This window comes from Sphaerimonospora sp. CA-214678 (genome assembly GCF_050942215.1).
Taxonomy (GTDB): Bacteria; Actinomycetota; Actinomycetes; order Streptosporangiales; family Streptosporangiaceae; genus Sphaerimonospora.
Genome location: NZ_CP192056.1, coordinates 878,951 through 900,618 on the forward strand (window position 1 = coordinate 878,951; position 21,668 = coordinate 900,618).

The following is a 21,668-nucleotide window of genomic DNA, read 5'->3' on the forward strand; positions in this document are numbered from 1 at the left end:
GGCTCGGTCTGGAAGGCCGGGCACGCCTCCAGGCTCCCTTAATGTTGTGAAAAGATCGCGGGCATGCTGCGACTCACCGATTTCATCATCGACTGCCCGGACACCATGAAGCTGGCGGCCTTCTACTCCGAGGTGACAGGCCGCCCGATCAAGGAAGGCAGCCACGAGAACTGGGCCGGCATCAAGTTCGGTGAGGTCGAGCTGGCCTTCATCCGAGTGGACGACTACCGCGCTCCGCAGTGGCCAGACAACGAGCACCCCAAGCAGTTCCACCTCGACTTCGAAGTGGACGAGATCGAGTCTGAGCAGCGCCGCGTCCTCGACCGCGGTGCGACGCTGCGGCAGGACTTCATCGGCCCCGACGGCTATGGCTGGCGGGTCTACACCGACCCGATCGGCCACCCCTTCTGCCTATGCCGCAACAAGGGCGTCATCTGGACCGACCAGGGCCTGATCTGGCCCTAGCCGTGGGGCAGCCTTCGCCCGATGATGAGCAGAGATGCACCCTTCCTCGAAATTGAAGAGATCGGCCGCGCAGTCCTCATCCAGCCAGACCCGAAGTATCACATAGGGGAGTTCCGAGGGAACGCTCACCGCGATCAAATTGGGGAACGCGGAGACAGCCCCCCACTCGCAAGCCGAAATCCGTCAGCTTGGCTTGGATCTCCGGTTCGTAGCCCTCGTCATGGAAGACGATTCGCACTGTCGAATGACACGACTCCTGCGCCAACGCTTGTACTGTCACGAGCCGTCCTCATCGTCCCGCATATACGCACCTGATCGCCCAAGGCCACCCCACGCACGAAAAACGGCGTGTTTGCCAGCCGCACCACATCGGGATCACCGGTGACTTCTCCCCATGGCGACTCCGCCCCAGCCGGAGGCCAATCATCCCCGCCGCGATCCGGGCGGAAGACGATCTTTGCGTGACTGTCGAGGGGCATCACAGTTCCTCCGCCGTCGCACGGTGGGCGACCGCCCGTGGACTGCCCGGCCGCCCTGCGGACTTTCCGCCCGCGCGGCGGCGGGTGATCCGCGTCGCGGTGGCGGCCGTGGCCGTACTGCCGATCATCACAATGATCTACCTGGAGCAGACCCCGCACCTCACCTACACCGGCTGGTCGATGGGCTGCTTCGACCGGCCCAGCTTCGGCGACCTGAAACCTGCGGAACGTGGCGGCGTGTTCCTGTGCCTGGCGCGTAGTACAGACGGCGGAGTAGAAGGCCTTCCGCGCCCCGCCGCCACTGCGGGCGGCCGGGTGGGATCAGGTCGACGAGGTGCCGATCGTCAGCCGCAGCGGCAAGCTCACCGTGCCGGCGATGGAAGGCGGAGAAGTGGGCGCGGGTGCCCCGGTGCCGAACCTGGCGATCGAGGGGAAGGGCACTACCGGCTTCGTGTCTACGTGCGGGTCGGTGATGCGGGGGAGGTGCACCTGGTCGTCGTGTTCCCGGGTGCGTCGAGGAAGAGGCTTGAGCTGAAGCCGTGAGCGGTGGCGGGACGCACACGTCGATGCCTGCCAGTTACCATGAGGGGTCGGCGTACTACCGATCTATTCAGCGACCGCACTTTATGGGTGATTTCGTGTCGATGTGTGCGGATTTGCTGCAAGGGTACAGATAACTGCCAGGCGTTTCGCGACCGCCGGTGCGCCTCCGCGGAAGGGTGAGAAGACTTGACGACCATCGACCAGCTCGACGACAAGGAGCTGCTGGAGCTGTCCCGTCGTACCGACTCGCTCGGTGTGCTGTCACTGTACGTGAACGCCGACCCGACCGGGGGCCCCGAGGCGGCGGCGATCGACATCCACAACCGGTACAGGGAACTGCAGCGCCGGGTCAGGGAGGACGGCTTTTCCGAACGGAGCCGCGAGGTGGGTGCCGCGCTGGAGCGGCTCAAGCCTGAGCTGGAGCTTCTCACGCACCCGGCCGAGTCTGGCCGTGGACGTATCGCGTTCGCCGCACTGTCCGGCGACTGGATCCTTCGCCTGGACAGCCAGATGCCGGTGCCCAATCGCGTCGTGCTCGATGACGGTCCCTTCGTCCACCCGTTGCTGGAACTGCTCGACGAAGGCCGGCCGGCCGGCGTGATCCTGGTCTCGGGTCAGGACGCACGGCTGCTGGAGTGGCGGCTCGGCAAGCTCCAACTCGTGAGCCTGCTGGAGCAGGAGGAGGTTGAGGCGTCCCATGAGAGGGCGGGCCAGATCGGAGGCGGCCCCACCGGCCAGTTCCACACCCCGATGCTCGAGCAGCGGCAGGCCCGTCAGCAGGAGCGCGTGCGGCGGTTCCTGGACGGGGTGGTGGAGACCGCCGCGGGGATGATGGACGAACGACGGTGGGAGCGGATTCTGGTCAGCGGTGGAGATCGCTGGACGCAGCCGGTCGCCGCGAAGCTCCCCGAAGCGCTTCAGGACCGGGTGATTCAGGACCTTCGGGTGCTCACGGGCCTGGATGACGAAGGGCTGCGTAGCGCCGTCACCGAGCGGCTGCACGAGGACCACGCCCTGCGGGAGCGGCGGTTGGTCGAGCAGGTCCGGGAGGCCGCCCTCGGCGGGACAGGCGCCCTGGGCCTGTCGGAGGTGGCCGCGGCGCTGAACGAGGGTCGGGTCGCCCATCTGGTGTACGACCCGGAGGTTCGCTATACGGGATCGGTCGGGGCCGACGGCGCGTTGTACGCGGGCGCCGAGGTCGGCACCGACGGTAGACCCGGCACACCCGAACCCCGCTTGACCGAGCGGCTCGTCGAGCGTGCGTTCTCCACCGGAGCGCGGGTCAGCCCGATCGAGGGCGCCGCCACCGGTGCGCTCAGCGAGGCGGTCGGCATCGGCGCGCTCCTGCGCTGGTGAGGTGCGGGTCGCAGCCCTTCAAGGGGTGGTGCGGCGCCGGCGTCTCGCGGTGGTCGCTGTATCCCCGCGTGCCCTTGGAGCCGGGGACCTATCCTCTTGATCATGCGACGAAGCGTGGTGACGGTCGCGGTCGTGCTGGTGGTGGCGGGCTGTACGGCCGAGCCGGAGCGGCCCAAGCCACCTCCTGTGGCCGCGTTCACCCAGGAGGTGGCGGAGGCGGTCCTCGCCGAGGTCGTGGCCGGAGTCGGCAAGAGCGGTATCACCGATTTCTGCGCCGAGTTCGCGCGCAGTAAGGAGACATGCGCGACTCTCCTGAAGGATGCATCGAGGGAGTGTCTACTACCCGGAGACCGGCCCACCGTGAAGCGAGCGGTCCACGAGTCGGCCACGCGCGGGTACGAAGAGACCTGGAAGTTGGTGGTTCAGGGCAGTACGCTCGATGGCCAGCGGTACGTTTCGGATTTCCCGGTCGTCCTGTCGGAGGGTGAGCCGAAGGCGGCGTTCGGCGTCTACTGGACGGGTCTGGGTTCTGGCAGGAACATGAACGACCCTCCGAACTACACGATCCGCCCGAAGAACGCTTGTCCCAGGTGACCCATCGCCTCACTGCGATCGTGGGCGGAGACGTACTCGCGGGGCGCCGGGACAGGCGGTACGTCGTAGTCGAGGGACCTATGATCGGGTGACGACCGCGAGCACGCCGTGGTACCGATCGACGCCTCGCCGGGGACGCCTTCCAGAGCCGCACCGACGGCCGTGACGAAGCCGCACTTTTCGCGCTTCGTCGCCATCTCACGACGTCGGGGGACCTCGCTCTGGTCCGACGCCGAAGGCTGCCGTGACCGACGTGCCCCGGTGGACGGGCGGGAGGCGAATCGCTGGACAGAGCATTGACCGGACAAGGTTGTGCGTCCCCTGGACTGCCATAACGTCGGAGAAGGCGCCGTCGGTCCAAGGATCTGTCCACCACTCGTCATGATCGGGCGTAGCCGTACGTGATGAGCGGTGGCAGGGAACAGGGGACTCCTGTGATTGAGAAGGCACGGCCGATCGCCCTGCTGCTCGCCCGTCTCGCTCTCGGCTTCATCTTCTTCGCGCACGGATGGGAGAAATTCGCATCCGGCATCGACGTCACGGCCGCGTACCTCCGGTCGGAAGGCGTTCCGCTTCCGTGGGTCTCCGCCCTGGGGACCGCCGTCCTCGAGCTGGTCGGCGGCGTGGCCCTGGTGCTCGGACTGCTGCTGCCGGTGTTCGGCACGTTGTTCACGCTCGACATGCTGGGCGCGCTCGTCTTCGTGCATGCGAACAAGGGCATCTTCGTGAGCACCGACGGCTTCGAGCTGGTCCTCGGTCTCGCCGCCGCCAGCCTGGCCATCGCCTTCACCGGCGGGGGCGCCCTGGCCGCCGACAACCTGTGGCGAGGCCGCCGGAACAGAGCCGCCGAGCACCCCGTGCGTTGAATTACTCCGGTCCGGCTTGCCCGCAAGGATGACGGGACACTGATTTAATCAAATCGTCTTTGCATCAAATCGTCCCATCACTCAGCGGCAGCAGGGAGCACGCGAGATGGCACAGCCCACATTCGTGATCGTCGGAGCGAGCCTGGCCGGTGCGAAGGCGGCCGAGGCGCTGCGCGAGCAGGGGTTCGACGGCCGAATCGTGCTGATCGGGGACGAGCGGGAACGGCCGTACGAGCGTCCGCCGTTGTCCAAGGGATATCTGCAGGGCAAGCAGGACCGAGAGAAGATCTTCGTACACCCGCCGGAGTGGTACGCCGAGCAGCACGTCGATCTGCGCCTGGGCGGCACGGTCGGCGCAATCGACCGGGATCGGCGCGTGATCACCGTCTCCACCGGCGACCAGGCCGGTCTCGAAGAGATCGGCTACGACAAGCTGCTGCTCACCACCGGAGCCTCCCCGCGCCGTCTGCCCGTTCCCGGCGCCGATCTCGAGGGCGTCTTCTACCTCCGCGATGTCGGCGACTGTGAACGCATCCGGCAGGTCTTCCAGACCGCCTCCCGCGTCGTCTTCGTCGGAGGAGGCTGGATCGGTCTGGAGACGGCCGCCGCCGCCAGGCAGGCCGGCGTCGCCGCGACCGTCGTTGAGGCGGACGAGCTGCCGCTGCTGCGTGTCCTGGGACCGCGGATCGCATCGGTCTTCGCCGACCTCCACCGTGAGCACGGCGTGGATTTGCGGCTCAGCTCACAGGTCACCGAGATCGTCGGCGATCGCGGCCGTGCCACCGGAGTGCGGCTCGCGGACGGCACCCGGATCGACGGCGACGCGGTCGTGGTCGGCATCGGCATCACGCCGAACACCCGGCTCGCCGCCGAGGCCGGCCTGGAGGTCGAGAACGGCATCGTGGTCGACGCCTCCCTGCGGACCGGTGACCCGGACATCTACGCGGCCGGAGACGTGGCCAGCGCCTACCACCCCGTGCTCGGCAAGCACATCCGGGTGGAGCACTGGGCGAACGCCCTGAACCAGCCCCAGGCGGCCGCGCGGTCGATGCTGGGCGAGTCCGTGGCGTACGACCGCATTCCGTACTTCTTCACTGATCAGTACGACCTGGGTATGGAGTACGCGGGCTACGCCGAGCCCGGTCAGTACGACGACGTGGTCGTACGCGGCGACCTCGCCGGGCGGGAGTTCATCGCGTTCTGGCTGGCGGACGGCCGGGTGCTGGCCGGGATGAACGCGAACATCTGGGACGTCATAGGGCAGATTCAGGACCTGATCCGGTCAGGTGCCCGGGTCGACCGGGACAGGCTCGCGGATCCCGACGTGCCGCTGGACCGGTTGACGACCGGCGCGTGACGCCTGGCAGCGGTCCTGGCCGGATTCTCGAAAATCTCGGGAGAGGGGCCGCCGGGGTGGGCGAGCCACGACCGGCTCGGCCGGCGTCATGCCATCGAGTGGGCGGGGCCGAACGACTCCGCCAGGGCCGTACGGAGCCCGTCGCGTTCCCGTTCGTCGGGGTACGGCGAGGCCGAGGCCCACGCCACATGGCAGTCCGGACGGAGAAGCAGGGCGGATGGGGAGTCCGACGGCGCCGTGGTGGGCCGGGGGCGTGCCGCGATGACGTCCACGCGGTCGTGCCAACCGGACGCCGCCTCGGTGAGCGATCCGCCGGTGGTCATGTCCAGGAGCAGCGGCCGGGCGGTCCTGGTCAGCTCGGCGAGCCGTACCATGCCCTTCCCCGTCTCCAGGAGCAGGTCGGGGGCCCATCGGCCGACCAGTGGGTGGGCGTCGGCAGAGCCCGGGGCGTACCTGATGTCCGCACCCGACATCATTTCGGCGATGTGCCGTACGTTCCGGCGGTCGCGCAGCAACTCGGTGAACAGTTCGCGCAGCGCGGTGACCTCGCTGCCGGGGGCGATCAGAGCCGACTGCGCCTGTGTGTGCATGACCACCCGTTCGGCGGCCGGCCGCCGCTCGGTTTCGTAGCTGTCCAGCAGCCCGGCGGGGGCCCAGCCGTGGAGCTCGGCGGCGAGCTTCCATCCCAGGTTGATCGCGTCCTGCAGGCCCAGATTGAGCCCTGGGCCGCCGAGCGCGCTGTGCACGTGCGCGGCGTCGCCGACCAGCAGCACGCGACGGTCACGGAACCGGTCGGCCAGCCGCGTGTTGCCGCCGACCACGCGGCGCAGCAGGTGAGGTCCCGGGCCTTCGGGCGGGCCGAGCGGTACGTCGACCCCGAGCACCCGGCGGATGCTCTCGCGCATCTCGTCCAGCGTCAGCTTCGGGGTGGACCCGTCGCCGGTCCGGCCCGGCTCCCACTCCAGCGTCATGACCAGGGGCGGACGGGGTGGAAACGATGCGAACGCGAATAATCCGCCGCGTTCTGTGCGGTGGTGCATGTTCGGCGGGATGAGTCCGTAGCCGGGGACGTTCAGCCCGCCGGTCGCCGGGTCGACCAACTCGGACGGCACGCTGACATTGGCGGCACGGGAGATCGTCTCGTCCCTGGTCACGCCGGGGAAGCCGATGCCGGACAGCTTGCGTGTCACGCTGTGCCCGCCGTCGGCGCCCACGAGATAGCGAGCGCGTAGGCGGTAGGCACCCCCGGGTCCGGACACGTCCACGGCGACCGTGTCCTCGTTCTGATGGAGTCCGGTCAGCTCGTGGCCCCGGCGGATCTCCACGCCGAGCTCGACGGCGCGCTCCTCCAGGACCTGCTCGATGCGGAGCTGCGGCACCGGCAGCAGGTGCACCGGGTTGTCGGCGCCGAGCGGGCCCAGGTTCAGGGGGAGCGCGCCGAACATGTACCCCGGCGTCGGCCGGGGCGGCTCGCCGCCGCCGCCGAGGCGCCCGTACAGGCCGCGGCGGTCGAGCATCCGCACGACCTGGCCCACCAGGCCGTTGGCCCGGTTCTCTGTGGTGCGTTCCGGCAGGCGCTCAAGCACGATCGGCCGTACGCCGGCCAGGGCCAGCTCGCAGGCGAGCATCAGCCCGTTCGGGCCTGCTCCGGCGATCGCGACGTCGATGGACATGACGGTCCTCCTCTGGGACGTGTTCGAAGGCATGGCGAACCGACCCGGCGGCGCGCGGACTCGCGCGCGGGCGATCGGTCGCGGCGGACGACGCAGGCTTGGGTACGGAAACCCGGGTAACGGAAACCCGAGTACGGGGACCAAGGTCAGGGTTCTGGCAGCCCGGCGGAGAGCCGGCGGAGCGCGTCCTCCATCAGCGATGTGATCGGCACCGGCGGGTCGGCGTGCAGCCACTGGTCCATGGCCACCCTGATCGCGGCTCCGACCGCGCCCGCCACCAGGCGTGGATAGAGGTCACAGGTGGCGTCGGTGCCGGTGTGTTCGGCGATCGCCGCGGCCAGCTCGGCCTCGATGACGGCGCTGCCCTTGAGGAACTCGCCCTGCAGTGACGGTTCGCTCAGCATCATCCGGATGCCGTCCTGCCAGTGCTGGTCAGGGCGGCTCGTGCCGACTTCCTCTCCGAGCGCGAGTTGCGTCAGCACGGCGGTGGTGAGGGCTTCCCAGAGGGGTTCGGACGCCGGGCGGCGGCGCAACTCCTGGGAGATCAGGCGAGCTCGGTCGAGGTGCCGGGCCACGATGGCCTCGCCCTTGCTGGAGAAGTAGTTGTTGAACGTGCGCGGAGAGACACCGGCTTCTGCGGCGATGTCCTCCACCCGGACGTTGTCGAACCCCCGCTCCACGGTGAGCCGGATGGCCGCCCAACTCAACGCGATGCGGGTCTCCTGCTTCTTGCGCTCGCGCAGACCCATTCGCTCGCCGGGCTCATCCATGCTCACGAACACCACCCTAGCAAAACTTGCGCGCCGCGCAAGAGTGCGTGGCGCGCAAGTTTGCGAGAGTTCGGACCGGCCTCCCGCCGCTACCGGTGGCCGCCCTGTCGTGGCAGATCGTCCAATGCCTCCAGGAGCCGGTCGACGTCCGAGCGGTCGTTGTAGTGGACGAGCCCGGCCCGTACGGCGGAGCCCCCGTCGCGGATGCCGAGCGCCTGCGTGAGCTCCCAGGCGTAGCAGTGTCCGTCCCACACGTTGATCTTGCGGGCCGCGAGGTGTTCGGCGACCCGCTGCGGCGAGTGTCCGGCCACGTTGAAGTAGACGGTGGCCGTCCGACGGCTCGGCGAGCCGACCAGTCGTACGTGCGACAGCGACGACAGCCCCTTGAGCAGATGGGCCAGCTCGGCCTGCTCGTACGCCTCGACCGCCGTCATCGAGGCGAGCAGCCGTTCCCTGCGGGTTCCGGTCGCGTCCGGATCCAGCTCGGCGAGGTGATCGACCGCGGCGGAGACCCCGGCCAGGTCGGCGAAGGGCAGGGTGCCGGTCTCGAACCGGTCGGGCACCTCCGAGGGGGAGGAGGCCAGTTTGTCGGGCCGGAGCCGTTCCAGCAGCTCCGGCCGGGCGATGACGGCTCCGATGTGCGGGCCCGACCACTTGTACGAGCTGGTCGCGTAGAAGTCGGCGCCGAGCGCGGCCATGTCGATCGGCATGTGCGGGGTGGCGTGTACGCCGTCCACATACGTCAGCGCCCCCACCGCGTGGGCGCGCTCGGTGATCCGTCGGACGTCGGGCATGGTGCCCAGGATGTTGCTCGCCGCGGTGACCGCGACGAGCCTGGTGCGTTCAGTGACGAGTTCGTCGTACTGCTCGGCGGGCAGTTCTCCGCTCGGCACGTCGACGGAAGCCCAGCGGATGCGCGCTCCGGCACGGGTCGCGGCCTGCACCCACGGCCGTACGTTGGCGTCGTGGTCGAGCCGGGACAGCACGATCTCGTCGTCCGGCCCCCAGGCCTTCGCCAGCGCGTACGCGAACCGATAGGTCAGCGTGGTCATGTTGGGGCCGAAGACGACGCCGCGTGGATCTCCGCCGACGAGGTCGGCGACGGCCTGCCTGGCCCGGCCCACGATGGCGTCGGAACGCGCGCTGGCCGGGAACGCCCCGTGCGAGTTGCCGATGCCCGTGGTGTAGGCGGCGGCGATGGCGTCGATCACCGGCTGGGGTACCTGTGTGCCCGCTGCGGCGTCCAGCCAGGCGTAGCCGTCGGACAAAGCGGGATAAAGGGTGCGGACACGTTTGATGTCGAAGCTCATGACTCACCAGTGTCGTGAGATATCGGGTCGGAGGGAAGGGGCGGATACCCGCCGATACCGGGAGGAACGTGAGGAAAGTCGTGATCGCCCTTGGCGGCACGATGGTCGGTCTCAACCGAGACTCCTGGCCGCGTGGCCGAAACCTCCCTGATCGATCTTCCGTTCTCTTGATACGCAGAGTTGAGCTGGGAGAAGGAGTGCGTCGAGGCGGACCTGACCATCGACGGGACCACGATCCCCAGTGTCGGGGTCCGGCTCACGGGCAACTCCACGGAAGAGGCGGTGCCGGATACGTGGCACCCAGAAGCCCCTGGCCGACGGGACCGCCGGCGAACTGCTGGACGACATCGTGGCGTCCTACATGCTCAACGCCCGGGCCGATGCCGCCAAGGCCGAAACCGCGGCCGACACTCTCCGCACCACCCTCGAGGCGAGGACCGAGCCGTTGCGCGCCGACGAAGTAATCGCCGGCTTGTAGCCGATTAACGGCGGGTGCTGCCGGACGCTGTCGGGCTCATCGGCGAGGATTCCTGCACAGGAGAGCTTCCGCTGTGTCTCACGTCTTTTGCATATCTGACCTCCGGAATCGAGATTCCGTCGACGGACCATTCGGCCTGCGACCCGTCGAAGCCGAACCCGGCGCGCTCGTAGAAGCGTCTCGCGCGGTGGTTTTCGGCCAACACCCACAGGGTGAGAGCAGTGAACCCGGCCCTTTCCGCTCGCCTTATCAGTTCTCCCATGAGCGTGCGGCCGACCCCTGTGCCGATCCGCGCCACTGCCACGTACAACGCGTACACCTCACCGTCGGTGTCGGTGGCGTCGTCGTCACGGCAGGGGCCCAGGACTCCCCAGCCCACCACTCCCCGATCGTCCTCGGCGACGACATTCTGGATGCGGGGATCCTTCTGGAACACGCTCCTGCGACGCTCCGCGTCGGCCTCGACGCTGAGTCCGTCCAGATAATCGTCGGGAACGATCCCGCGATATGCCGTTCTCCAGCCGGTGACCCGTAGCGTGGACACCGCCCAGATATCATGGGCGGCCATATCGCGGGTGCTGACACCACTCACGAGAGCTCTCCCCGGTCAGGCGAATCCGATGCCGATGATCCTATGGTCGAGATGAAATCCAGCCAATCGGATATTCTCAGTGGCCCTGATCGTTGCCTGACGGCGTGTCCATCGGCGAGGGAAGAGAAAATTCATGGCGCCCCGACATTTTCCGGCCGTTGCGATAGGCGTCCTGCTGGCGGGCCTGGTGACCGCGGGTGTCGCCACTGTTTTCAGCAGAGGTAGCGCAGGGGCGGACAGGTCGTCGGTGCCGGTGCCCACGTCCACCGCCGACCTCGTCCTCCCGATGGACGCCTACGACCTGACGCCCGCGCAGCAGCTGGAGGTGGCGCGGGCCTATGCCGAGCTTGTCGAAGAGTGCATGCGGGTGTTCGGGCACGACTTTCGGATCAAGGTGGCCGACTCGACCCCTTATCCCCGAAATGTGGGCTATATCACCTGGCTCGGCGACAATCAGGTTGAAAGATACGGTTACGGGACACCGCCGGGTCGAGTGGACGATCCATACGAATCCCGTAGTGTTTCGGACGCGGAGTTTCGCGTTCTGGAGGGCAAGGCCGCCCACGTGGGCGGCAAGAAGGTCCCCGTCGGAGGATGCAGCGGTGCGGCCGAAGGAATCCTCAACGCCGGCGCGCCGAGCTTCGACGGCCGGAGGACGCCAGGGAGGGTGGACGCCTTGCGCCTCCAGAACTTCATGGACGACGTGTCCTGGTCCGCGCACAAGGATCCAGGACTCCACGTTGCCGATGCGGCCTGGGCCGAGTGCATGCACCACGCCGGTTACGCCTACTTTCAGCCGCTGGAAGCCGTGGGCGATCCGCGCTGGGCCATCACGGCCAAGAACGACCACGATCCCCCTCCGCAGGGGACTCCGGCGGAGATCCAGACCGCGGTGGACGACCATCGGTGCCGCCTGGAGACCAACTACTACGGGAAGCGCCAAGCGATCTACGCCGCGTACCAGCAGAAAATCATCGATGCGAATCCGCGGTTGTTCGCCGACTTGCGGATCCTGATGGACACGCGCCTGCGCAACGCCCGGCAGGTCAACAGCGGCGCACCGGCCGTACGCCCCTGGGACTGAACACCGCGCCTCCGGATTTCGACGGACGGACGAGGGAAAGGGCGAGCCGCCCTCACCTCACGCAGTCGACGTAGATGAGCTGAACCTGGTGATCGTCAGTCCGAATATTCGGGGTGGGAGTGTCAGGGCGGCCAGACCAGCGGCCAGTACGGCACCCGCCGCGATCCAGGACCCACCGTTGTCGTAGACCTGGAACTGCCAGGCCCACCAGTGGGGATGAGCTCCGTCGACCCCCCAGAAGTCGACGATAATGAAGTCGGCGATCGGCAGGATCCACGAGAGTGACCGGCCGAAGAGACGGCCAGATACGAGTGCGAGTCCGGCGTAGAGGGCAAGATTCCGGATCGCCTCGAAGGCACCGCCGACAGATCCGGCCACCACTGTGACCGTGCTGATAAGCGTGGCAGCGAGCAAGAGCGATAGCACTACATGTACCACTTCGGCTCTCACCAATCGCTGGGTGGCCGCCTGTTCAAGTGATCCCATGGAACTATGAAGGCTACCTGCTGCGAAGGCGGCGAAGGGAATAGTCGTCGCGGCCACGCTCGCCATCTCGGACCATCCTCGGCTGTTGGCGGCGGGTAGGACGATATCGCCACTACCCGCCCAGCAGGCGATCGCTGTCGCCGCCGCATAGCCGATCAACATCTGCGGGAGATGATGTGCCCGAGAATAGAGCAGGGTATTGGCCAACAAGTCAGCCATGACAGTTTGCGCCGATCTGCCGGATTGCCGTCAGGCGGTCCTTTATCCAATCGGCCTGCCCTGACTCCGGCAGGTGAATAACCTGCACGATCTCCTTTATATCGACCCCCGGTGGGCCGCCGCCCTCCCCCAGGGCTGCGGCGTTCCCAAAAGTTCGTACCTGCAGATATGCGTCAAGGTGGAAAACCTCGTGGCTGAATTGCTGCTCGACGTCCTGGGGTACCTCACAGTCGGGCACTGTGCGCGCGGTGACCGCTGATGACAGGAAGAAGGGCACTGACACAGGGCCGGCGAGGATCTGGAAATCTGATCCTGCTTCGGGAACGGACGCGTCGCGTAGCCCTCGTTCGTAGAAAGTGTCCGGGAGTTTGAGCACGCCGTTCGGAAGAGCGACCAGTCGAGCGACCATCGCATCGATCGTTCCGAGGTATTTCCTGTTCTCCGGCCATACGCATACCCTTGGAGATTCGTCAGAGCACAGGGGATCAGCGGGAGCGGGTCGGGCAACTAGTAGAGGCCCCGCCGTGACCACCGTGGCAAGGCCGGAAAACAGCATAGCCGCCGCGATCCCCCTGATAGGAGCAGTATTCAGCCGCCATCCCGCATCGCGGACAACCTGCCGTGGTGGAAGTGTCAACGCCATTGCGGTCAGTAAGAGGGTGAGGGTGAATCGGGTGATGAGTGCGGAAGGCGAAACCTCTGCCTGGACATGTCCTGAAAGAACGTAAAACCGTATGGGAGGAACCATGACCTGCCCGAACAGGCATACCGCGACCGCGATGGGCGGGATGAATCTGGACTGCCAAAGCTTGCCGGCCAGGTGCCCGATGCTGACGCTGAGTGTTATTAGACATGCGCCGAGGAGGAGATAGGACGGCCAGAGGAAACCCGGTCCCGCGTCCGGCGCACTCACGATGAAGGCGAGCGCCACGCCGGGAACGTAGGCGATCAGCCCAAAGATCAACGAGCTTAGCCATACCGGCAGTTCGATCCGCCACCGCGGCTGCATGGCGGCGGCGAGTTGTTCTGCGGTCCCTGCCCGATGGACTCGTCCAGCCGTCCACGCCGCGCCACCTCCAAGGAGGATTCCAAAGAAGAACGCGGGAAGTTGGGCCGCCGCGCTGGCCTCCGGCCAGACACCGATCCACCAGGTGCTCCTGCCGAACAGCATGGCAAGGTCCAGAGCGATGAGCAGGGGTAGCAACCAACGCAGCGGAGAGCGACGTAATTCTATCCGTAGCACATGCCTCATGCGGACACCCTCAGCCCTGCAAGCAGACTCATGTAGCCACGTTCCAGAGGGGTGTCGCCGTCGGAGGTAGGGTGGGCGGCGGCGGCAAGGCTATCCGGATCGCCCTGCCAAATCAGACGTCCATTCGCCATCACCGCAATGTCGTCGCAGACTGCTGCCACATCTTCCACGAGATGAGTGCTGAGTACGACCCCGGTCCCAGAATCACGGAGCTTGCGCACTACGGATCGGAATTCCAATCGCTGAGCTGGATCGAGACCCACGGTTGGCTCATCCAACAGCACAAGCCTCGGCCGTCCCACGATCGCCGAGGCGATCCCGCATCGGCGGATCATCCCACCCGACAAAGACTTCATTTTGGCTCTCGACCGATCGGAGAGATCGACGAAGGCGATGGCCTCGTGCGTTGCGGCATCAGCGGCGGAATCTGGCAGGCCGCGAAGCCATGCGCAATATCGGACGAAGTCGTGTACGGTGAAGCCTGGATAAAAACCGAAATGTTGCGGGAGATATCCAATATGTCGCCGTGCTCGCTGCGCATCGCGCTGCGACTCCACAGGAACCCCGCAGATCCACACAGTGCCGCGGGTGGGCGGCACCACGGTCGCCAAAGTTCGCAACAGTGTGGTTTTGCCGGCACCGTTCGGTCCTAGCAGGCCGAGAACTCCCGGACGCACGTCTAGATCCAGATCGAGGATCACTTCACGTCTGCCGTATCCCTGCCCGACACCCCGAAGTTCCGCGACTGGTCCCACGTATTCCCCCTAGCCCTGTCAACGACCCATTAGTACGGGTGCCCACAACTGTGGGCACCCGCTGAGGAGATCGTGCTCTCTCGTTCTGTTGAGAGCTTACGCGGAGGGCTAGTACTTCAGGCCCGGAACCACCCGCAAGCTCTCGCATTCATTACCAGAACTCGAGCCACGCCCTGTTCACCTCGAACGTGCACTCGTTACTGTCGAAGGTACCGGAGAAACCCTTCTGGATGGTGAACGGGCCATCTTCCTTGTCTAGCTCCCAGTCGCAGTCACCCTCGACGTAGACGGGCCAGATTGTTTGGGTTGCCTTCGAACACTTGCCCGCAAATGCGGTGTCCCACCACTGCGCGTAGCAGCCATACGTCGAAGGTGAGGTACCGGCGGCGCTTGCGGTGGGAGCTATTCCGACCACGGCTCCGGCGACCAGTGCGGATCCGAGAGCCAGGCCGACTCCGGCCCGCTTGAGGCCCAGCAGGGGTCTCATTTGGTGATACTATCCTTACTGCATCGTAGATGCGCTGCGGGCGCTGATTCTTCGCGGGACTGGCGTCCGCAGCTCTGACGCGCCTAAGTGGATCATAAAACTCTGTGACATTGCAAGCGAGGCGCACAAAAAGGGTCAAGTTGCCAGTAAATGTATGGCTGTTGACGCTGGTCTAGGCTCAGCCAAGGCTCAGCCGCTCAGGACCTCGGAGTCGCGATCTGCCTTGCCGGTTGTCAGGTTCGCAGACAGGCCCCGTTTTGAAGTGATACGAGATGAACGATCTGGCCATGCATCGAGGTGTCCCGAGCCTTGGCGGACAGAGCGGCCGGCAGATCCGACGCCGAACCTCGTACGGATAGAGATCGTTGCTCTCTGGCGGTCAGGCCGCGCCGGTCTGCTTGTGGCGCATTCTCGCTGGCATGCCGCAAGGCAACCATCGATCCGGCGCCGCCTGGCAACGGACCGTAAGACCGAGATCAACTGTTGTGCTCGGTCACGCCGGCGGAGCCGGACGGCCAGACCTGCCCAAATGACCTGCGGGATCTCGGCTGGGGTGGGTTTGGAATCCGCGGGACCCGTGTTGGCCGCCGTCGATGGGGCGGGGGCGGTTTCCCTGTATGGCAAAGGAACACTCCGGGAGGCCGCCCGTGCAAGCCACACGCCGGCGGGCGGCAGACGGGTTCTGATCGACCCGAGACCAAACCCTGCGACTCGGGGCTATCAGGGCCCAAGGCAGGGGCCCGAGGAAAGCGCCATCCGGCGGGTCGTGGCGGATGGCCGATGCTTCACCCCCTCCGCGTCACATAATGGTGGACGATGGATACGGAGCGTGATGGAAGGGTCGACGTCAGCATCGTGGTGCCGACGTACAACTGCCGCGCGCACCTCGACGACTGCCTGACGTCCCTCCTCGTGCAGCGCGTCAGCAAAGAGATCATCGTCGTGGACGACGGCTCCCGTGACGGCACGCCCCGGCTCCTCGACCTCTACGCGACACACCATCCCCGCCTGATCACCGTGATCCATCAGCGGCACACCGGCCTGCGCGGCCGGCTGCGCAATGTGGGGCTCGCGGCGGCGACCGGGCGGTATGTCCTCTTCTGCGATCCAGCGGACCGGCTCGGTACGGAAGCACTGCGGCGGATGGTCGCCATGGCCGATCGGAACGGCTCCGACATCGTGCTCGGGAAGAGCGCCGGCCGCGGCCGGGCCGTTCCCCGCCCGCCTGCGGCGCTCTACCGTGAGAACGTCGAGCGAGCGGCCTTATGTGGCAGCGCCGTCTACGACGATCTCTCCTGTGCCAAGCTGTTCCGCCGATCGCTGCTCGAGCGGCACGGCATCCGCTTCGACGAGACGCTCCGCCTCGGTGCGGACGCGGGGGCGGAAGCGGGGGTGGACTCGGGGGTGGATTCCGATACGGACGCGGCCCTGGACATGGTCTTCTCCGTGCATGCCTACTGCCATGCCCGAGTGATCTCGGTGGTCGCCGACCACGACTGTTATCACCAGCATCCCCATGCCGTCCGCTCCGATCTCCAGATCTCGGATCCGGATCAGGACGGCCTCGACGCAGCGCCGGGGCACCTGAAGTCGCCGCCGGCCGGCCCGGAACCGCTCACCTGGCTGCGCGTGGTCCGCACGCCGATCGAGCTGATGGCGCGGCATGTCCCGCCGGGGCCGCTGCGCGATCACCTGCTGCTGCGTCATTTCCGGCTGGACGTCTTCGCCCAGCTCGGCGCGCCGTTCCTGGCGGCCGGCGAGGCCGAGCGCGAGAAGATCGCGCATGAGGTGGCGGGCATCTGCGCCGACTGGCTGACCGAGGGGGTGCGGGACCGGCTGGACGGCATCGACCGTGCCCGGATCGGGGCGCTGCACGATCCGGAACGGCTCGTACGGCTCGCGCGGGTGGAGACGGCACTCCTGCGGCACCGCCTGACCGGCGTCGAGTGGTATGGCGGCCGACTGGTGATCTCCGGACACATCTCGCTCGCCGGTCTGGACGGGCGGCCCGGGGTCGTGCTGCGTGAGCGTACCTCGCTCGAGGAGCGGCGGCCCCCGGTCACGCGGGTGGCCGACCTGTTCAGTGCCGTGATCGAGGCGACCTCGCTCCCCGCCGGCGTGTGGGACGTGTATGCGGCCGTGGAGTGCGAGGGCGCGTGCAGGTCGGTCAGGCTCGGCCGCAGGCGGACCGCCGACCTGTGCGTTCCCGGTCCCCGGTTCGCCGACGGCGTCGTGGTCGTGCCGTTCCTCACCCGGGCGCACGGCCATCTCAGTCTCGACGTCGGCGGCCACGTCGTCAGGGTTCCCGGCTCGGTACGGCTCACGCGCACCCGATGGGTGGGCAGACGCCTGCGGATCGAGGGCAGCGTGCACATCGGCAAGGCGCCGGGAGCGGCGGCGGCACGACGGCTCGTCTGGCGCGAGCGGGCATCGGGCCTGGAACGCCGAACGGTGGTGCGGGCGATCGGGCCGCAGAAGTTCGCGGCGGAGACGGGCCGCCTCCGCGCCGGGATCTGGGACGCCCATCTGGAGCTCGACGTGGGTGGCCCGCCCGCGAGGTTCCCGGTGAAGGTGGTCGGCGGGCCGGAGACGCTGGAACGACCGCTGCGCTGGTGGTACGGCCCGGCGCAGTGGACGGCCAGGCCGTACGCCACGGCGGTCAACCGACGTCTCAGCGTCGCGGTGCGCGTGGCCACCCCGCTCACGCTGCTCCGGCGGGCGCTCCGCCGCTTCCACCTCTGAACGTCGAAGCCCGCCAACCCCCCGCCCCCACCCCCCCGCCCCCCGCACGTGATCTTGCGAATGCTCGCACTTCGAGCCGTGACCAGGGATTTCATGTTCGTGATCTTGCAGTTTCTCGCTCACCTATCCCCTGAGCAGCGAAAACACCTTCCGTGATCTTGCACTTACGATTGCAAGATCAGCGCTCATATAAGCGCAGCTCGGGCGGTCGATCTGCACGTATCTGCAAGATCACTGAATCGATATGCCCAGGTCGGCGGTATGTCGTGCGAGAAACTGCAAGATCACGGGGGGAGGTTGTGGGGGATTGGGGAGTAGTTGCAAGTCATTTGCAACTACAATTCAATGTCTTACAGTTGGCAGATAGCACCCACCATTGAGGGGGTTCGCCGTGCACGTGCCCGATGGATTCTTCGATCTGGCCGTATCGGTCGGTGCCGGGGCCGTCGCCGTGGCCGGAATGGCCGTCTGCCTGCGCGGCGCCCGACGTGAGCTGGACGACCGGACCGCACCGATGGCCGGTCTGGTGGCGGCGTTCATCTTCGCGGTGCAGATGCTCAACTTCCCCGTGGCCGCCGGGACCAGCGGTCACCTGCTCGGCGGGGCGCTGGCGGCGATACTCGTCGGGCCGTACACCGCGGTCTTATGCGTGTCCGTGGTGCTGCTCGTCCAGGGATTCTTCTTCGCCGACGGCGGCCTGACCGCGCTGGGCGTCAACATCACACTCATGGCGATGGTGACGGCGGTCGTCGGCTGGGGTGTCTTCCGGCTGATCACGCGGGGCGCGCCCGGCAGTCGCGCCGTCATCGTGGCCGCGTCGTTCGTGGCCGCTCTGGTGTCCGTGCCGGCCGCGGCGCTCGTGTTCACGCTGCTGTTCTGGATCGGCGGCACCGCGCCCATCGACGTCGCGTCGGTGGCGGCCGCGATGGGCGGCGTGCACGTGCTGATCGGGATCGGGGAGGGGCTGATCACCGCGGTCACCGTGAGCAGCGTGCTGGCGGTCCGGCCCGACCTGGTGTACGGCGCACGCGGCCTCGCCAAGCGCCTGGTGCTGCGTACGGCCGAGGGCACCGAGGCCCCGCTCGTAGCGGCTCCGGCCACCGGAGAGGCTCCGGTCGGTCGCATCCGTCCGCTGCTCATCGGCGGCGGCCTCGTCGCGATCCTGCTCGCCGGCGTGGTGTCCTTCTACGCCTCCGCCTCTCCCGACGGCCTGGAGAAGGTCGCCGCTGACAAGGGGCTGAACGCGCACGAGGAGGAGCACCGCCTGAGCGACGCGCCGCTGGCCGACTACGGGGTCAAGGGCATCGAGGACGAGCGGATCTCCGTCGGCCTCGCCGGGGTGGTCGGCGTCGGTATCACCGTTCTCGCCGGCGGCGCGGTCTTCTACACCGTACGGCGCCGCCGCAGGAACGGGGCCGCCGTGATCGTGGTACGTCAGTGAGCGCCGGGCATCACCACCGGCTCTATCGGCCGGGGGACACTTCCATCCACCTGCTGCCGCCGCAGTGCAAGCTGGTGGCGGTGGCGGCGTTCGCGGTGGCCGTGGTCGCGACGCCGCGCGAGCGCCTGTGGGCCTTCGCGGTCTACGCGCTGCTGCTGGCGGTCGTGGCGGTGGTGGCGCGGGTGCCGGCCGGGTTCATCCTGCGCCGCATGGTCGTCGAGGTGCCGTTCGTGCTGTTCGCCGTGGCGATTCCGATCATCGGCACGGGTGAGCGGACCGAGGTGCTGGGGATGTCGCTCAGCGTTCCGGGTATGTGGGCGGCGTGGAACATCCTGGCCAAGGCGAGCCTCGGCGTGGTCGCCTCGATCCTGCTGGCGGCGACCACCGAGCCCCGGGCGATGCTCCTGGGCGCGGAGCGGCTCCGCCTGCCGCCGCTCCTCGTGCAGATCGCGGCGTTCATGCTGCGCTACATGGACGTGATCCTCGACCAGATGCGCCGGATGCGGATCGCCCGGGAGTCGAGGGGTTTCGTGGCGAGGGACCTACGTCAGGCCCCGGTGCTCGCCAGATCGGCGGGTGCGCTGTTCATCAGGTCGTACGAGCAGGGGGAGCGGGTGCATCTCGCCATGCTGAGCCGGGGCTACACCGGGGAAATGCCAATAATTCGGGACTTGTCGGCGTCCGCACGGGACTGGGGTCTGGCCGCCATGTTGCCCTGCCTCGCCGCGGTGACGGCCGTGCTCTCCTGGAGTCTCGCGTGACGGGGACGGGTGTGCCGCCGTCGCTGCGGGTCAGCCGGGTGGCGTACGCGTACCCGGACGGCACGCAGGCGCTGTTCGGCGTGGACCTGACGATCCGGCGAGGAGAGCGGGTGGCGCTGCTCGGCCCTAACGGCGCGGGGAAGACCACGCTGGTCATGCACCTCAACGGCATCCTGACCGCCGGGCACGGCACGGTCGAGGTGGCCGGGCTGCCGGTGCGCGGGGACACGCTCCTCGAGATCCGCCGCCGGGTCGGCCTGGTCTTCCAGGATCCCGACGACCAGCTCTTCATGCCGACGGTCCGAGACGACGTCGCGTTCGGCCCGGCCAACCTCGGGGTGCGGGGCGACGAGCTCGACCGGCGGGTGCGGGACGCGCTGGCCAGGGTCGGCATGCTGGACGTGATCGACCGGCCGCCGCACCATCTGTCGTTCGGGCAGCGGCGGCGGGTGGCGGTCGCGACCGTGCTGGCGATGGAGCCGGAGATCCTCGTGCTCGACGAGCCCTCCTCCAACCTCGATCCCGCCTCGCGCCGCGAGCTGGCCGACATCCTGAAAAATCTGGATGTGACGGTGCTGATGGTCACGCACGATCTTCCGTACGCGCTGGAACTGTGCGAGCGCTCGCTGATCCTCTCCGACGGCGTGATCACCGCGGACGGACCGACGCGTTCGCTGCTCGCCGACGCCGATCTGCTCGCCGCTCACCGGCTGGAACTGCCGTACGGCTTCGCCGTCCCCGCTCTTCAGCAGTGATCGCCCAGTAAAGTGGGCCTCGTTGGGAGGTGGGATGATGAAGCTGCGGCTCGCGCGCCGTTCGCTCCCCGATGCCGTCGTCGTGGTGGCGGTGGAGGGGGAGCTGGATCTTTTCACCGCCCCGTTCCTGCGCGACGAGGTGCGCGACGCCATCCAGAAGGACGGCCCGACGCTCGTCCTCGACCTCACCGATCTGTCGTTCATGGACTCGAGCGGGCTCAGCGTGCTGATCGAGGCGTGGCGGCTGGCCACCAGCGAGGGCGGCATCGTCTCCCTCGCAGCGCCGCAGCCACCCGTGGCCCGAATATTGCGCACGACTGGTCTCGATCGGCGCATAAAGGTATATCCGGACGTTGAGACCGCGATTTTGCCCGACCCTGAGTAGAACTTCATTCGGTCGCCGCGTTAAGGTCCGGCTATGGATCTGAACGGAGCATCAGCAATCGTCTCAGGTGGTGCGAGCGGCCTCGGCGAGGCCACGGCACGCGAGCTGGCGGGGGCCGGCGCGACGGTGGTGATCGCGGACCTGAACGCGGAGCGCGGCAAGGCGATCGCCGACGAGATCGGCGGTGTGTTCGCGCAGACGGACGTGTCCGACGAGGCGTCCGTGCAGGCGGCCGTGGAGGCGGCGGTCGCCACCGGCAAGCCGCTGCGCGCCGTGATCAGCAGCGCGGGCATCGGCTGGGCGCAGCGGACCGTCAACCGCGACGGTTCGCCGCACGATCTCGCGTCGTACCGCAAGGTCCTCGACATCAACCTCATCGGCACCTTCAACCTCATGCGCATCGGCGCAGCGGCCATGGCCGGGACCGAGCCGGTCGACGCCGACGGCGCGCGCGGCGTGGTCATCAACACCGCCTCGGTCGCCGGCATCGAGGGCCAGACCGGTCAGGTGGCGTACTCGGCCTCGAAGGGCGGCATCATCGGCATGACGCTGCCGGCCGCACGCGATCTCGCGGCCATCGGGGTGCGCGTGCTGACCATCGCGCCCGGCATCATCGACACCCCGATCTACGGCAAGATCGGGGACAAGAACGCCGATGACTTCAAGGCGAAACTCATCGCCCCGGTGGTGTTCCCCAAGCGGCTGGGCCGCGCCTCCGAATTCGCCCACCTGGTCCGCTCGCTGATCGAGAACGACTACATGAACGGCGAGGTCATCCGCTTCGACGGCGGCATCCGATTCCAGCCGAAGTGAGCCCA

Annotated in this window: 22 protein-coding genes; 13 read left to right on the forward strand and 9 right to left on the reverse strand. The window is 67.5% G+C overall.

The genetic code is table 11. The features are described 5' to 3' along the window. Positions 1–63: 63 nt before the first annotated feature. Positions 64–465: a VOC family protein gene (locus ACQP1K_RS04155; protein ID WP_433499541.1), complete on the forward strand. Its 402-nt coding sequence runs from the start codon at positions 64–66 to the stop codon at positions 463–465. Positions 466–943: 478 nt separating this feature from the next. Here the strand turns inward: ACQP1K_RS04155 and ACQP1K_RS04160 are convergent, their stop codons facing one another. Beyond that, the gene (locus ACQP1K_RS04160) at positions 944–1,072 is read right to left on the reverse strand and encodes a hypothetical protein (RefSeq protein WP_433499542.1); all 129 of its coding nucleotides are present in this window, start codon (positions 1,070–1,072) and stop codon (positions 944–946) included. A gap of 601 nt (positions 1,073–1,673) precedes the next feature. On the opposite strand from ACQP1K_RS04160, the gene ACQP1K_RS04165 reads away from it, so the two are divergent. From ACQP1K_RS04165 to ACQP1K_RS04180, 4 genes are all read left to right on the forward strand, one after another. Continuing rightward, on the forward strand, positions 1,674–2,843 hold the full coding sequence (locus ACQP1K_RS04165; protein ID WP_433499543.1) for a hypothetical protein: 1,170 nt from the start codon (positions 1,674–1,676) through the stop codon (positions 2,841–2,843). Positions 2,844–2,945: 102 nt separating this feature from the next. Next, on the forward strand, positions 2,946–3,437 hold the full coding sequence (locus ACQP1K_RS04170) for a hypothetical protein (RefSeq protein ID WP_433499544.1): 492 nt from the start codon (positions 2,946–2,948) through the stop codon (positions 3,435–3,437). Positions 3,438–3,871: 434 nt separating this feature from the next. After that, entirely contained in the window at positions 3,872–4,303 is a 432-nt protein-coding gene (locus tag ACQP1K_RS04175) for a DoxX family protein (protein ID WP_433499545.1), read from the forward strand. A 106-nt stretch (positions 4,304–4,409) separates the two neighbouring features. Then, entirely contained in the window at positions 4,410–5,660 is a 1,251-nt protein-coding gene (locus tag ACQP1K_RS04180; protein ID WP_433499546.1) for an NAD(P)/FAD-dependent oxidoreductase, read from the forward strand. 86 nt (positions 5,661–5,746) lie between these two features. Here ACQP1K_RS04180 and ACQP1K_RS04185 read toward each other — a convergent pair whose 3' ends face one another. The 3 genes from ACQP1K_RS04185 to ACQP1K_RS04195 form a co-directional block, all read right to left on the reverse strand. After that, complete coding sequence (locus ACQP1K_RS04185; protein WP_433499547.1) at positions 5,747–7,333, reverse strand: FAD-dependent monooxygenase; 1,587 nt, start codon at positions 7,331–7,333, stop codon at positions 5,747–5,749. A 146-nt stretch (positions 7,334–7,479) separates the two neighbouring features. Continuing rightward, positions 7,480–8,103 carry a TetR family transcriptional regulator gene (locus ACQP1K_RS04190; protein WP_433501481.1) on the reverse strand — a complete coding sequence of 208 codons (624 nt, stop codon included), beginning with the start codon at positions 8,101–8,103 and terminating at the stop codon, positions 7,480–7,482. Between the two features lie 89 nt (positions 8,104–8,192). After that, positions 8,193–9,413, reverse strand: a complete 1,221-nt coding sequence (locus ACQP1K_RS04195; protein WP_433499548.1) for a cysteine desulfurase-like protein — start codon at positions 9,411–9,413, stop codon at positions 8,193–8,195. A 349-nt stretch (positions 9,414–9,762) separates the two neighbouring features. On the opposite strand from ACQP1K_RS04195, the gene ACQP1K_RS04200 reads away from it, so the two are divergent. Continuing rightward, positions 9,763–9,891: a hypothetical protein gene (locus ACQP1K_RS04200; protein ID WP_433499549.1), complete on the forward strand. Its 129-nt coding sequence runs from the start codon at positions 9,763–9,765 to the stop codon at positions 9,889–9,891. A gap of 4 nt (positions 9,892–9,895) precedes the next feature. On the opposite strand, the gene ACQP1K_RS04205 is transcribed toward ACQP1K_RS04200, so the two are convergent. Continuing rightward, positions 9,896–10,483 (reverse strand): N-acetyltransferase family protein, encoded by a 588-nt coding sequence (locus tag ACQP1K_RS04205; protein WP_433499550.1) that lies wholly within the window; start codon positions 10,481–10,483, stop codon positions 9,896–9,898. 286 nt (positions 10,484–10,769) lie between these two features. Here ACQP1K_RS04205 and ACQP1K_RS04210 point away from each other — a divergent pair, with 286 nt between their 5' ends. Continuing rightward, on the forward strand, positions 10,770–11,567 hold the full coding sequence (locus ACQP1K_RS04210; RefSeq protein WP_433499551.1) for a hypothetical protein: 798 nt from the start codon (positions 10,770–10,772) through the stop codon (positions 11,565–11,567). Positions 11,568–11,624: 57 nt separating this feature from the next. Here the strand turns inward: ACQP1K_RS04210 and ACQP1K_RS04215 are convergent, their stop codons facing one another. The 4 genes from ACQP1K_RS04215 to ACQP1K_RS04230 all read right to left on the reverse strand — a co-directional run bounded on the left by ACQP1K_RS04215 (position 11,625) and on the right by ACQP1K_RS04230 (position 14,766). Continuing rightward, positions 11,625–12,272 carry a hypothetical protein gene (locus ACQP1K_RS04215; RefSeq protein WP_433499552.1) on the reverse strand — a complete coding sequence of 216 codons (648 nt, stop codon included), beginning with the start codon at positions 12,270–12,272 and terminating at the stop codon, positions 11,625–11,627. Further along, positions 12,265–13,476 carry a hypothetical protein gene (locus ACQP1K_RS04220; protein ID WP_433499553.1) on the reverse strand — a complete coding sequence of 404 codons (1,212 nt, stop codon included), beginning with the start codon at positions 13,474–13,476 and terminating at the stop codon, positions 12,265–12,267. The genes ACQP1K_RS04215 and ACQP1K_RS04220 overlap by 8 nt, the downstream gene beginning before the upstream one ends. Before the next feature lie 44 nt (positions 13,477–13,520). Next, on the reverse strand, positions 13,521–14,225 hold the full coding sequence (locus tag ACQP1K_RS04225) for an ATP-binding cassette domain-containing protein (RefSeq protein ID WP_200926790.1): 705 nt from the start codon (positions 14,223–14,225) through the stop codon (positions 13,521–13,523). Between the two features lie 205 nt (positions 14,226–14,430). After that, positions 14,431–14,766 (reverse strand): hypothetical protein, encoded by a 336-nt coding sequence (locus ACQP1K_RS04230; RefSeq protein WP_433499554.1) that lies wholly within the window; start codon positions 14,764–14,766, stop codon positions 14,431–14,433. An 816-nt stretch (positions 14,767–15,582) separates the two neighbouring features. Here ACQP1K_RS04230 and ACQP1K_RS04235 point away from each other — a divergent pair. The 6 genes from ACQP1K_RS04235 (at position 15,583) to ACQP1K_RS04260 (ending at position 21,663) form a co-directional block, all read left to right on the forward strand. Continuing rightward, positions 15,583–17,508 (forward strand): glycosyltransferase family 2 protein, encoded by a 1,926-nt coding sequence (locus ACQP1K_RS04235; RefSeq protein WP_433499555.1) that lies wholly within the window; start codon positions 15,583–15,585, stop codon positions 17,506–17,508. Positions 17,509–17,899: 391 nt separating this feature from the next. Then, positions 17,900–18,949 carry an energy-coupling factor ABC transporter permease gene (locus ACQP1K_RS04240; RefSeq protein WP_433499556.1) on the forward strand — a complete coding sequence of 350 codons (1,050 nt, stop codon included), beginning with the start codon at positions 17,900–17,902 and terminating at the stop codon, positions 18,947–18,949. After that, positions 18,946–19,710 carry a cobalt ECF transporter T component CbiQ gene (cbiQ, locus tag ACQP1K_RS04245; protein WP_433499557.1) on the forward strand — a complete coding sequence of 255 codons (765 nt, stop codon included), beginning with the start codon at positions 18,946–18,948 and terminating at the stop codon, positions 19,708–19,710. The genes ACQP1K_RS04240 and cbiQ overlap by 4 nt, the downstream gene beginning before the upstream one ends. Continuing rightward, the gene (locus tag ACQP1K_RS04250; protein WP_433499558.1) at positions 19,707–20,465 is read left to right on the forward strand and encodes an energy-coupling factor ABC transporter ATP-binding protein; all 759 of its coding nucleotides are present in this window, start codon (positions 19,707–19,709) and stop codon (positions 20,463–20,465) included. The genes cbiQ and ACQP1K_RS04250 overlap by 4 nt, the downstream gene beginning before the upstream one ends. Before the next feature lie 34 nt (positions 20,466–20,499). Beyond that, positions 20,500–20,850: an anti-sigma factor antagonist gene (locus tag ACQP1K_RS04255; protein WP_433499559.1), complete on the forward strand. Its 351-nt coding sequence runs from the start codon at positions 20,500–20,502 to the stop codon at positions 20,848–20,850. A gap of 33 nt (positions 20,851–20,883) precedes the next feature. Continuing rightward, the gene (locus tag ACQP1K_RS04260; protein ID WP_433499560.1) at positions 20,884–21,663 is read left to right on the forward strand and encodes an SDR family NAD(P)-dependent oxidoreductase; all 780 of its coding nucleotides are present in this window, start codon (positions 20,884–20,886) and stop codon (positions 21,661–21,663) included. The last annotated feature ends 5 nt before the right edge of the window (positions 21,664–21,668 follow it).